General features: G+C 45.9%; 9 protein-coding genes. 3 read left to right on the top strand and 6 right to left on the bottom strand.

Annotation, left to right across the window (positions count from 1 at the left end; translation table 11 throughout):
* Positions 1-5 precede the first annotated feature (5 nt).
* The 5 genes from B8880_RS10650 to B8880_RS10630 are packed head-to-tail and all read right to left on the bottom strand — an operon-like array spanning position 6 to position 5,363.
* On the bottom strand, positions 6-1,463 hold the full coding sequence (locus tag B8880_RS10650) for a tagaturonate reductase (protein WP_084257586.1): 1,458 nt from the start codon (positions 1,461-1,463) through the stop codon (positions 6-8).
* A gap of 23 nt (positions 1,464-1,486) precedes the next feature.
* Positions 1,487-2,773 (bottom strand): TRAP transporter large permease, encoded by a 1,287-nt coding sequence (locus B8880_RS10645; RefSeq protein ID WP_084257585.1) that lies wholly within the window; start codon positions 2,771-2,773, stop codon positions 1,487-1,489.
* Positions 2,770-3,270, bottom strand: coding sequence for a TRAP transporter small permease (locus B8880_RS10640; RefSeq protein WP_084257584.1), 501 nt, complete (start codon positions 3,268-3,270; stop codon positions 2,770-2,772). Before B8880_RS10640 ends, B8880_RS10645 begins: the two co-directional genes overlap by 4 nt.
* 51 nt (positions 3,271-3,321) lie before the next feature.
* Positions 3,322-4,311, bottom strand: coding sequence for a C4-dicarboxylate TRAP transporter substrate-binding protein (locus B8880_RS10635; RefSeq protein ID WP_084257583.1), 990 nt, complete (start codon positions 4,309-4,311; stop codon positions 3,322-3,324).
* Between the two features lie 47 nt (positions 4,312-4,358).
* Positions 4,359-5,363, bottom strand: a complete 1,005-nt coding sequence (locus B8880_RS10630; protein WP_084257582.1) for a zinc-binding alcohol dehydrogenase family protein — start codon at positions 5,361-5,363, stop codon at positions 4,359-4,361.
* A gap of 158 nt (positions 5,364-5,521) precedes the next feature.
* Between B8880_RS10630 and B8880_RS10625 the strand changes: the two genes are divergently transcribed.
* Complete coding sequence (locus B8880_RS10625; protein ID WP_115306448.1) at positions 5,522-6,451, top strand: GntR family transcriptional regulator; 930 nt, start codon at positions 5,522-5,524, stop codon at positions 6,449-6,451.
* Between the two features lie 101 nt (positions 6,452-6,552).
* Here B8880_RS10625 and adhE read toward each other — a convergent pair whose 3' ends face one another.
* The gene (gene adhE / locus B8880_RS10620) at positions 6,553-9,174 is read right to left on the bottom strand and encodes a bifunctional acetaldehyde-CoA/alcohol dehydrogenase (protein ID WP_084257581.1); all 2,622 of its coding nucleotides are present in this window, start codon (positions 9,172-9,174) and stop codon (positions 6,553-6,555) included.
* A 297-nt stretch (positions 9,175-9,471) separates the two neighbouring features.
* Here adhE and rraB point away from each other — a divergent pair, with 297 nt between their 5' ends.
* Together rraB and B8880_RS10610 are read left to right on the top strand one after the other, a co-directional pair.
* Entirely contained in the window at positions 9,472-9,906 is a 435-nt protein-coding gene (rraB, locus tag B8880_RS10615; RefSeq protein WP_084257580.1) for a ribonuclease E inhibitor RraB, read from the top strand.
* A gap of 329 nt (positions 9,907-10,235) precedes the next feature.
* Positions 10,236-13,142, top strand: coding sequence for a S8 family serine peptidase (locus tag B8880_RS10610; protein WP_084257579.1), 2,907 nt, complete (start codon positions 10,236-10,238; stop codon positions 13,140-13,142).
* Positions 13,143-13,240: the final 98 nt, after the last annotated feature.

Raw genomic sequence — 13,240 nt, 5'->3', positions numbered from 1 at the left:
ATTATTTAATCCTTGCAATAAACCCGAAGTGCGGTGCGCATACCGTCAGTTAAAATCGCCTGCACCTGCTCGGTCAACTGCAACGTCAAGCCCGGCACTTCATTTAAATCCTGCTGCCAATGTTCTTGTTGTCGCAGCACATTACTGACCAGCTGTGCTACGGAAATCTGCTGCTGTTCAAGCTGTTGCCACCAAAGTGCATAGTTATCCAACCAGTGCTGATCGTCATTCAGTGGGATAACTTCATCATTGCGCTTACCACGATAAAATACGATTAACGCCGCCAATGCAAAGGTCAAACGAGTCGGCAACGTATGATATTTTTCTACATACGCCAACAATTGCGGCAGAATTCGGGTGACGTATTTGGTCATGCTGTTAAGCGAAATAGAGAGTAACTGATGTTGAATAAACGGATTGCGGAAACGGCTGATCACCGCTTGGGCAAAGGCGTTAAGCGCATGTTGCGGCAATGATAATACCGGAATAATCTCTTGGTAAATCGTCTGTTCGACAAAGGCGCGCAGCTGTTCGTCGTCCATCGCTTGACCGACATAATCCATGCCTGCCAGATACGCCACCGGCACAAGTGCGGTGTGCGCGCCGTTTAAAATCGCTACTTTTCTCTCTTTATACGGTTTAATATCGTCAACCACCACGATATTCATCGCGCATTGCTCGAGGCGCAGCAGCGATTTAATTGATTCGGGTCCCTGAATCACGAACAGATAAAAATATTCGGCGGTATCTAAAAACGCATCTTGATAGCCGAACTCCTGCTCAAGTGCGGTCACTTCATCACGCGGATAACCGGTCACAATGCGGTCGACCAGTGTGGAACAAAAGGTATTGTGCTGCTCAATCCATTGGGCAAAGAGCGGTGGCAACTGCCATTGTGCCGCATATTTCAGCACCAATTGCTTCAACTGCTCGCCGTTATAGTCGATCAACTCGCACGGCAATAGCGTCCAGCCCTTGTCCGGCGCAGCGTTGAAATGGGTAAAGCGTTCGTATAATAACCGGGTCAGTTTCGCCGGATAGCTTGACGGCGGCGCATCGCCGAATTGATCCTGTGCATGATAGCTGATACCGGCTTCGGTGGTGTTGGAAAACACGATTTGAATATTTTCATCATGCGCAAGCGCCAAATAATCGGTAAAATCTCGGTACACATTAATTTCATTATTCACCGAGCGTATGATCCGCGCCTCTTTTACTGGCTCACCCTGTTCGTTCAAGCCGCGAATAATCGTGGTATAAAGCCCGTCCTGCGTGTTCAACGACGGCGGAAAGTCGCTGTCAATCGGACGGACAACGGTAATCCCCGCATTCAATCCGGTTTTCTCATTTAAAATATCAATCTGCCAGTCGATAAACGCCCGCAAAAAATTGCCTTCGCCAAACTGGATAATTTTGGTCGGATATTGGGGGCCGGGGAAGTCTGTTCTATTTAATTTTTTCATTTTGTATCCTTACAAGAAATATATTAAGCACCATAAACAAGATTGGGTAATGTTGTAGTAATGGCGGGAATATAAGTGAGCAACAATAATTCCACGACTAATAACGCCCAGAATGGAAGAACATCTTTGATAAATTTTTCAATCGGTACTTCTGTAATTGAACAAGTGGTAAACATCACCGTCCCTAATGGCGGCGTAATCGTTCCGATTGCACCGTTGAAAATAAAGACAATACCGAAATGAATCGGATCCACGCCGTATGAATGCGCAATCGGCGCAAGCAGGGGGGCGAGGACAATCATAATTGCGTTACCTTCCAAAAACATGCCAAGAACCAATAAGGTGACATTAACAATCATTAAAAATGCTAACGGACTATCGACGACTTGAGTAATCCAAGACGCTAAAGATTGGGGAACACGTTCCCATGTCAGGAATTTTGAAAAACCGACGGCAACGCAGATAATTAACAGCACATTCGCCGCACCGAGCGCCGATTCTCTGGTCGCTAGCCATAATTTCCGAAAGTCCATTTTTCTATATACAAACATTCCCAAGCCCAAAGCATAAATAACCGCTATTGCTCCGGCCTCTGTCGGAGTAAACACTCCCATGCGAATTCCGCCGATAATAATGATCGGCAACATCAGTGCCAGAACGGCATCTTTAGCTGAAAAAATAATTTCTTTGCATGACGCTCTTTTTTCTCTGATAGGTAGATATCCACGTTTTTTAGAAATAATCGAAACCAAAATCATCATCAAAACGCACAATAAAAACCCCGGCACAACACCTGCCAAAAATAAACGGCCAATAGATACGTTATTGACATAACCATAAATAATCATCGCTATACCCGGAGGGATAATCGGCGTGATTAACGAGCCGGCAGCCGTTACGGCAGATGAAAATGAAGCGCTGTATCCTCTGGCGACCATTTGCGGAACAAGCAGTTTGGAATTCATCGCCGCATCGGCAATATTCGAACCGGATAATCCGCCCATCAGCGTACTTAACGCCACATTAACTTGTGCCAAGCCACCGTTTAAATGTCCGGTTAACACTTCACAAAATTTCAACAGCCGTTCACTGATCCCCGAATGGTTCATAAATACGCCTGCCATAATAAAAAATGGGATAGCCAATAGCGTAACCGATTCCAATCCGCCGGCTAATCGTTGCACCAGCATAATCATGGGTAAATCACTCATCAAAAAATAACTTAATGTTGAGAAAAATATACAAAATGCGACTGGAATTCCTAAAGAAAACAAGACTAATAAAATAATAATCGGAATGAATACACTCATGACTGACTTCCTCTATTTATTTTAAAGAAATAAACTATTTTTCTAACTTCATAAAAAAGCATAAACGAAGCACTGATCGGAATTGCAGCATAAATATAGGCATATGATAATTGTAACGATGGTGTAAATCTAAATTGCGCCATAGGCAATAGTTTAAAACCCAGATAAGCCATAAAAACCAAGCAAAATATCATGACCAAAGGTTGGAATATACCATCGATAATATTCGCTAATCTGGCTGGGATTTTAGTCAATAGGTAATCTATTCTGATGAGTTCGTTATTTTTGGCAAGTGCGCTGGATGCCAAAAAAGTAAACCAAATAAAGAATACGATACAGACTTCTTCCACCCAAGCGCTCGGTGAATTTAAAACATAGCGGGTAACAACGCCATAAGCGGACAAAATAACAATAATGGCAAGAAAGACAGAAGCTAAGATTTCGTCGATTGAACTTATTTTTAGCCACAATGAGGTCTCTTTTTTATGCGTATTCATGCTTTATTCCTCTAAAATTTGAAAGGGAGCGATAAATACTCCCCTTGATAATTACAATTCGGAAAGTCGTTTCTGAATATCTACATATAAATTCGGTGTCCATTCAGGGAAATCTTTTTGTATCTGCTCTTTTACCATCGCCTCGAATAGTTCAAGATCCACTTCATTTACGCTAACACCGGCATCTTTCAAATTGTTCAACGCTTCAGCTTCATTTTGTTCTATAAGCGCAGCGCCGTACTTCACCATATCCACGCCTGTTTGTTTGATAATATTTTGCTGCTCAGGCGTTAAACGTTGCCAAAATGCATTACCGGCAACAAAAGGCGACATATGTTTTGTGTGAGCCGTCAAGTTTAAATTCTTGGCAACTTCGTAAAATTTACCGCCAAACAGCACGACTGTCGGATTTTCAAGCCCATCAATGATACCTTCTGATAATCCTGGATAAACATCAGCCAAAGACATCGGTGTAGGCACCCCACCCATTGCTTTAATCGTTGCAACAAATAAGCGGGAATGCTGAACGCGAACTTTCATTCCTTTCAGATCATCTGGCTTGATAACCGCTTTTTTAGTCAATAAGTGCCGGGTGCCGTAAATAACATCTGGAATGACAATATGAACACCTTTCTGATCAAGTTGTGCGGATAAGTTGTTAAACCACTCCGAATGTAATAACTTTGACTTTTTCTCAAATGATTGGCTTAAATAAGGTGCATTGATAATGCCCAGATCGGGTACAATATCCATCAATGCGCCGTAATCACTAATAGTAATAATATTGGCGCCAAATTTAGCTTGTTCCATAACCTCTGTTTCACTACCTAATTGGCTGGACGGAAATAATTTAAAAATAATATCGCCATTTGATTTTTCTTTAACTTGCTCCGCCCAATAATGCATCGCTTTATCTATCGGCTCTCCCGGCTGATTACCGTAAGCAACCATTATTTCTGTCGCAGACTGGGCGGCAAAGCTAAGGCTTAAACCGATAAGGCTTAATACAGAAACCGTTTTTAATTTTTTAAAAATAGACATAAGAATCCTCACTTTGTGATTAGGTATATAGGGTAAATACGACTTTATTAGTAGAGAATAACGCCTTTTACTAAATTTTTATTTTTAACAATTTTTTCCTCATAAATATCCGCAAGATCAGTATAATTAAAAGTATCACTTAGCATCATTGACGAACAGATTTTCCCTTCCGACATCAATCGTTGAACCTTAATAAAATCCTCCTGAGTTGCATTCCGGCTTCCCATTAATGTTGTCTCTTTTTTGTGGAAATCAGGATCATGAATAACTAAATCCCCTTTAAATAATCCGACAAAAACAATTCTTCCGCCGTGACAAATAAAATTCACCGCATTGTTCATGGAATGCGGATTGCCGGTAGCATCAATAACAATTTCAGGTAAAATATTATCGAAATAATCTTCAATTTTTTCCGATAACGGATCAACGACCGCCACATTCAGTTTTTTCTGAATATGTCGTCTTCTTTCTTCACTTGTATCAGCCACAACCACTTTAGCCCCGTCAGCCATTGCGATTGCCGCCGCTCCCAATCCGATAGGACCGGCACCGATTACCAACACATTGCTATTCTGGTTGACTTGCGCCCGACGGACAGCGTGCGCACTGATTGCAAAGGGTTCTATCAGCGCCGCACTGATATCATCGACATTATCGGCAATTGGAATAACATTGGTTTGCGGAATTGCCAACAGTTCGCTAAAACCGCCATCTTGATGAACGCCCATCACAGAAATGTTTTCACAACAGTTAGTTTTGCCATTTTGGCAAGCAATACACTGACCACATGATAAATAAGGAATTAAAGCGACTCTCTCACCAATTTTATACTCTTTGACTTGGCTGCCCAGCGCAACAATACTGCCGCATACTTCATGTCCCAACACTCTTGGATATTCAAAAAACGGCTGATTTCCCTGATAGGCATGGATATCCGTACCACAGATTCCAACCGCCGAAACTTTGATAACCACTTCATTATCCGTTGCGACAGGCGCCGGCTTTTCTTGATATTCCAAACTGAACGGTTCTTTGCAGACTAGCGATTTCATAATGAATCCTTATTAATTAAGTTAATCGGTAAACATGGATACATTATTTGCTAATTTCTCATCTCTTCTAAACTTGGTTGTTTGATTTGTGATAGATAATGTGCTTTTATGTTTTTTTTATGTTTTTTATTCAAATTAATCGGTGGGGCGTGTATAAAATGGGCAGAGGGCGTAACCAAAATCTCAGATATGATACGGTAAATCAAATTCTCGAATTTATCTCCAGCGGGCAATTCCAACAATACCTGCCATCTCAAGTCATGTTGGCGGAACTTTGCAATGTCAGCAGAACGACTATCCGCCATGCCTTGCAATATTTGCTCGATATTCAAATTATCACCGAACAGAACAAGCAGTTTTTGATTCTTCGCCAGCCGGAAAAAGAAGATATCCTGTCAAACGTCAGGATTAAATATCCGAGAAAAAATCAGTACCAGTCGATTGACAGCTACTTTAAAAGTGTAATCCAAAGAAAACTGTTGAAGCCGGGAGATATATTTACCGAATTACAATTATCCAAAGCTGCCGGCGTCAATATTTTTACGGTGAGAGAATACCTAATACAATATTCCCGCTTCAACCTTATTGCCAGCCTATCGAGAGGGCGATGGCAATTAATTGAAATTAATGAATTTTATGCTGATAAATTGTTCGAGCTGCGAGAGTTGCTTGAAGTTCATGCACTGGAATGTTTTATGGCATTACCGAAAGAAGATAAACGCTGGAATGAAATGAAAATGCTCTTTAACCTTCATCAAGAATTGCGTGATAACGTTGTGAGAGAATATCCCGATTTTTCCGCTTTGGACAATAAACTTCATTCTCTACTGCTTTCCGCAGCAAACAATCCTTTTATTGATGATTTCATTGAATTGATTTCCGTGATATTTCATTTTCACTATCAATGGGATAACAGTAATTTATTGGAACGTAATATTTTAGCCGTAGAAGAACACCTAGCCATTATTCAAAATATTTTAAATAATGATAAACCAGTGGCAACAAAAGAGCTCAAGCAACATTTAGATACCGCCAAAAAAACTTTAAAAAACAGCGTTGCCTTAATCCGCAAAAGTGAAGTGTTATAGCACTACGATACTTAATTCTACGCCAGAATAAAAAACCGCACTTTCGACAATCATAACCAAAAGTGCGGTTTTGTTTATTTAGCTAAAACTAACGTGTTGTTTTATTTATCACCATAAAACGCCTTGGTTAAGATCTGCTCCATATCCTCAACCATCGGCAAGCGTGGGTTGGCAGGGGAGCATTGGTCTTCGAAGGCTAACAGGGCGATGTCGCGGCGGCTGTCCATCCACTCTTTTTCGTCCAAGCCTTGATCTTTGAACGACATTTTGATGCCGACTTTTTGTGCCAAATCAGAACACGCTTGGGCGAAGGATTCCACCCCTTCCGCCGCAGTGGTACACGGCAAACCGAGCATTTTGGCAATGTCTTGGTATTTCACATCGGCTTTGTAGTAGTTATATTTCGGCCACGTTGCAGTTTTTTGCGGACGGGTGCCGTTATAACGAATCACATGCGGCATCAAAATCGCATTGGTACGGCCATGCGGCGTGTGGAAGCGGCCGCCGATTTTGTGCGCCAGCGAGTGATTCATGCCCAAGAACGCATTGGCAAACGCCATACCGGCAATGGTTGAAGCGTTGTGCATTTTTTCACGCGCTTCCGGATCGGACGCGCCGTTCTTGACCGAACGTTCCAAATATTCAAACACCAGCTTAATCGCTTGCAGCGCCAAACCGTCGGTGAAGTCGTTCGCCAAAGTCGAAACGTAGGCTTCTGTGGCGTGGGTCAACACGTCCAAACCGGTATCGGCGGCAACGTGCGCCGGTACGCTCATGGTAAATGACGGATCAACAATCGCCACGGTCGGGGTCAGCGAGTAGTCTGCAATCGGGTATTTTTTATCGCCTTCGCTGATTACCGCAAACGGCGTGACTTCGGAGCCGGTGCCGGAAGTGGTCGGAATGCCGATAAAGCGCGCTTTGCGCCCTAATTGCGGGAACTTGAACGCGCGTTTGCGGATATCCATGAATTTTTGTACCAAATCGCGGAAATCCACTTCCGGTTGTTCATAGAACAGCCACATCACTTTCGCCGCGTCCATTGCCGAGCCGCCGCCGAGCGCAATAATGGTGTCCGGTTGGTAATTACGTAAAAGTGCGGTACCACGGCGCACGGTTTCAATGCTCGGATCCGGCTCAACGTCAGCAAACAGTTGGTAAGTCACATGGTTGCCGCGGGTTGTGATTTGGTTGGCGATTTTTTCCACAAAGCCCAAATCCACCATAGTGCGGTCGGTGACGATCACCACCCGTTCCATGCCTTTCATAGATTGCAAATATTGAATCGAATCGCGTTCAAAGTAGATTTTTGAAGGCACTTTAAACCATTGCATATTATTTCTCCGTCTGCCCACTCGTTTGATATTTAATAGATTCACCGCACTGACGTTGTTGCCGACGGAGTTTTTACCGTAAGAACCGCAACCCAGCGTCAGGGAAGGCAGGAAGGAGTTATACACATCGCCGATGCCGCCGAAAGTCGAAGGTGAATTCCAAATCACACGGATGGCTTTCACCCGTTCGCCGTACTCTTTGGCGATCTTGGCGTCTTTGGTGTGAATCGCGGCGGAGTGTCCTAAACCGTGGAAATTCACCATCTGTTCGGATAATTCAAAGCCGTGTTCGGTAGAATCAGATTTCAGGATTGCCAATACTGGCGACAGTTTTTCACGGGTCAGCGGCTCTTTTTCGCCGACCAACGCACATTCTGCGGCTAAAATATTGGTTTTTTCCGGCACGCTGAAACCGGCTTGTTCAGCGATCCAGCTGGCGGATTTGCCCACCACCGCCGCATTTAATTTTGCGCCGCTACAGTTGGCGGAATTGGCTTTGACTCCGAAAATAAAGCTTTCCAGCAAGGCTTTCTCTTTCTTATTGACGAAATACACGCCGTAGGATTTCATCTCATTGACGAATTCGTCATAGACTTCTTTATCGACAATCGCCGCTTGTTCGCTGGCGCAGATCATGCCGTTATCGAACGCTTTCGACATCACGATATCGTGGGTCGCTTGTTTGATGTCGGCGCTTTTTTCCACATACGCCGGTACGTTGCCGGCGCCGACGCCCAACGCCGGTTTGCCGCAAGAGTAAGCGGCTTCCACCATCGCATTGCCGCCGGTGGCTAAAATGGTGGCGATGCCCGGGTGTTTCATCAGCGCTGCCGTGCCTTCCATTGACGGATTTTCAATCCATTGCACGCAATCTTTCGGTGCGCCGGCGGCAACCGCCGCTTCATACACCACACGCGCCGCGTGCGCGGAACATTGCTGTGCCGACGGGTGGAAAGCAAACACAATCGGGTTACGGGTTTTCAGCGCAATCAAGGCTTTAAAAATCGCAGTCGAGGTCGGGTTGGTGGTTGGGGTGATGCCGCAAACCACGCCGACCGGATCGGCGATTTCAGTAATGCCGGTGACATCATCGTCGCTGATCACACCGACGGTTTTCAAATGGCGCATGTTGTTGACCACATATTCGCAGGCAAACAGATTTTTAGTGGCTTTGTCTTCGAATACGCCGCGACCGGTTTCTTCCACCGCGTGCATGGCGAGCACGCCGTGTTGATCGAGGGCGGCAACCGAGGCTTTCGCCACGATATAATCGACCTGTTCCTGATTCAGCTTGCGAAATTCTTCCAATGCAAGCAAACCTCGCTCAACCAGTTGGTTGACTTCCGCTTGTGCCGGACTGACAGCAACATCTGTTGTTGTTTTGTTCATCGTGATTTCTCCTAAAAGTTAATAAATTTAAAAATTTTCTAAGAAAAATTATAGGCGCTTGAAGCGAATGTTTAAGTATTATTTACCTCTAAAGAGTGATCTGGATCACGTTTTATAAAAACTCGGATTAAATCTTAACAAGCGGCTAACAGCCTGTTACAAATACACTTTTGTTTAACATCATTTTGTGCTTGCGGCGCTTAAAAGTGCGGTTAAAAAGATAGGGATTGTGTAATTTGAATGCCGGTCTTACAATGTGCTGGCACAAGCCCGCTTTATTTCAATTAAGGAGAAAATATGAAAGCGAACAGCGCACAACTACAACAGGAAACCCGCGAGATTATTGAAGATCTGTTCAATGACGGCAGCGATCCGCAGGCGTTGTATATTATCGAACACCATGTTTCTCACCGTGATTTTGATAAGCTGGAAAAAATCGCCGTTGATGCGTTCAAAGCCGGTTACGAGGTGTCCGAAGCGGAAGAATTGGAAGACGAAGACGGCAACGAGATTTTCTGCTGCGATATTATCAGCGAAATCAAGCTGGAAGCCGAATTGATCGATGCGCAGCAAAACGAACTGATCCCGTTGATTGAAAAACACGGCGGCGCCTATGACGGTTGGGGCACTTACTTTGAAGACCCGAACGCCGAAGAGGACGAATACGGCGACGACGGCGAATTCTTTGATGACGATGACGACTATAGTGACGAGCAAGACACGCGCCACTAACCGCACTTTTCGCATCATATTGCGCTGACGGCGCGGTAAACAGCCCTTTCCGGGCTGTTTTTTATGCCTGTCAAATCCCGCTTTTCCGCCACGCCTTTCGTCTCTCCTCACGCCAAAACAGTAAATACGGATATCACCGGAATTATCTTTATTAACGTAAATCATTGTGATTGTTTGCCTGAATCGCGGGTAATACCTTGTCGTTACTTTTTTTATTGCATAGAGTGTCGCCGTCTTTTGGAGATGAAAACGATTATTAACTCGTTTTAATTTATTTCTTTAAAAATCAATAATAAACCTATTTATAATAATAAAATAAAGGAGTCTTGATGTTTAAATTCAACCCCTCTTACCTTAGTTTAGTGATCAGTGCCGCCATTTTGGGCGGACAAGTTCAAGCGGCGCCTCTGACCGAAGATCAAGCAAAGCTGCTCCCCTATCTGAAACAGCCGAAAGAGGCGATCGGCTTGACGGATAGTATTGCCGCCCGTTATAACGGCAAAGGCGTTGTGGTCGGCGTGGTCGATTCCGGATTTTTTAACCAACATCCGCTATTGAAAAACAAGCGTGATATTATACCCGTGCCTTTCACGCTGACACTCAACGGCAAACCTTACACCTTTGACCCGCGTATCTTGGCCAAGGAAAAAGATCAGAAAAGCGGAAAACTGGTCTATGACAACCACGGCGGACAAGTCAGCGGGATTATTGTCGCCGACACACAGAAATCTGAACAGAATCCACAACTGGATTATTTCGGTGGCATTGCAAAAAGCGCGACGTTATATCAAACCTCCTACGCAGCAACCCGTGATCCGATAGCGGATAGTGGCGATAAGCAAGATGACAAAAAACTGTTACTTGGTAAAAGCCCACTGTCGCGCACCCTGTTTGCCGGTGCGATTAATAATATGATCGATAAGGCGCCGACACTGCATGTGATGAACCACAGCTGGAATGAAGATCCGGTTTCTGACCACGCCGCGGAGATGGATCGCGAATATAAAGGCAAACTGGATTTATCCAATGTATTGATCAACAGCTTACAGCGGGCAACCGAAAAAGGGATTTTACAGGTTTTTGCCGCCGGTAACGAATCGAAACGCCAGCCGGGAATTTTGGCGGCGTTGCCGCGTTATTTCCCGCAAATGGAAAAACATTATCTGTCGGTGATTGCGGTCGGCGCGGATCATAAACTGGAAAGCTATTCCAATCATTGCGGCGTCAGCAAAAATTGGTGTATCGCCGCGCCCGGCAGCATGGTATTGCTGGCGGCAAAAGGTGATCCGCAGGCCGGCACGGTTGATTATACCTTTACCATTGAACAAGGAACATCCTATGCCGCACCGACGGTCAGCGGCGTTGCCGCGCTGTTGAAGCAGCGTTTTGATTATATGAGCATGGCGCAAATACGCGATGTCATGTTGACCACCGCCACCGATTTGGGCAAGAAAGGCGTTGACGATACGTTTGGTTGGGGCATGGTGAATGTCGGAAAGGCGTTGAACGGACCGGCGCAGTTACTCGGCGATGAAAGCTATAGCTTGAACCGTGATGATCGCTGGTCGAACAGCCTGAGTGCCGGTGGACGGCTGACTAAACGCGGTGCGGCAAGGTTGACATTGGGCGGCGACAGCAACCGCTTAACAGGGATTACCGTTGCCGCAGGCGGATTGACACTGCAAGGCGATACCCGTTTAACTGAAAATGCGCGGGTTGAGCAAGGTAATCTTCGTGTCGACAAGCGCCTGCAAAGCAACGGTGTACAAATCAAGCCGCGAGCCAGCCTGAGCGGACGCGGTGTGATTGACGCCGCAACCGACATCAGTGGTTTGCTACTTGCCGAAGGCATGCGCTTTTTACAACCCTTAACCTTAGCAGATACGGCATTGGTGGCGCTGCAAGCACCACAGGGCATTATCGCCGATGGGAAAGCGGCAAAAGTGCGGTTGGGCGGACGCGTGAGCGCTGCTGGACTGAATATTACGCAGGCGCAAGCCGGACAGACCGCAGCGCAGGTGCTGCAACTGGAAAACGGCGCGAGCTATAGCGGCGGCTTTTCCGCCCTGCTGCAACCGCAAGCGCTGTTAACCCAAGGTTTGCGCTATGATTTACTGTTTGCGCCGACTGCGGTTGTGCTGAATGTCAATCCGGCAACGTTAACCACAACAAGCGCCAACCGCAACGAAGCTGCGGCAATCCATGCCTTAAACCAATTGCGCGACAGCCGTTTGGCTTTCAGCCGCAGCAGTTATAACCAGTGGCTGAACCGCACTTTGCAAAGCGGCGATTGGCAAGGCTTGCCCGCAAATTTGGGCAACAGTATTTATGCCAACGGTATCAGCCATCTGCTCGATCAAGCGGCGTTAAACCGCACTTTGTTACATCGCCAATTGTCAGTGGCGGCAACCTTGAAAAACGGCGAATGGCAAGTCTGGACGGAAAACGGACGTGATAACAGCCGCTATCATGCCAATCAACATGGCACGGCGGTGAAATACAAAACCAAACAACGGACGTTGGGCGTCAATAAAATGCTGTCCGAACGGGCATTGCTAACTCTGGCTTTAGCCGACAACCGCTTTGATGTAACCCAAGCGAATGCCAGCGCCGATATGCGCGAAACCCGCTTTTCCACCGGCGGACGCTATTATCTTGGCTCGGCGCAAGACTGGTTTGTCGAAGGTGATTTGTCTTTGGCAAAAATCCATTATAAACAGCAGCGCCACTTTAACGGCGTCGCCGCCACCGCCAAAGGCAAAACCCACGGTTGGAACGGCAATATCGGTTTGAGTGCGGGTTATGTATGGCAGCAAAACGCTTGGTCGTTGCAACCGACAATCGGCATACAACTCAATCACTTGAAGCTGAAAGGCTTTAACGAGCACGATAGCGAGCTGGCACTGCGCAATGACGCTGTTCGCCAAAGCGAAGCCAATGCGCTGTTGGAACTGAAATTAGACCGCACTTTGCGTTATGCCGACTGGCAGTTTGTGCCGAGTGTCGCCATTGCCTATATCCGGCATTTGACTTCCCGCCCGCAGGAAGTGAGCAGCCGCTTGGATAGCGTGACAATCGCACAAACGGCTACCGCCGGACAGCGTGATCATTTGCGCACGCAATTGGCGCTGGCGGTAAATTATCATGCTTGGCAAGCCACCTTCGGCTGGCAGCACAACGGCTATAAACAGGAAAAAGGCAACAAAGCCTACCTGAACATCGCCTATCGCTTCTAAGTGTCGGCTTCTAAACGCTGCGATCAAAAAAGCCGCATCTGTCTCAGATTGCGGCTTTTTGACGGCTTGTAACTCAGTTTTTAATCAGTAAGGTTTGG

The sequence above is a fragment of the Pasteurella testudinis DSM 23072 genome (assembly GCF_900176075.1).
Lineage (GTDB): Bacteria > Pseudomonadota > Gammaproteobacteria > Enterobacterales > Pasteurellaceae > Chelonobacter > Chelonobacter testudinis.
The sequence above is the reverse complement of the archived record's forward strand: the minus strand, read 5'-3'. Positions and strand labels throughout refer to the sequence as shown.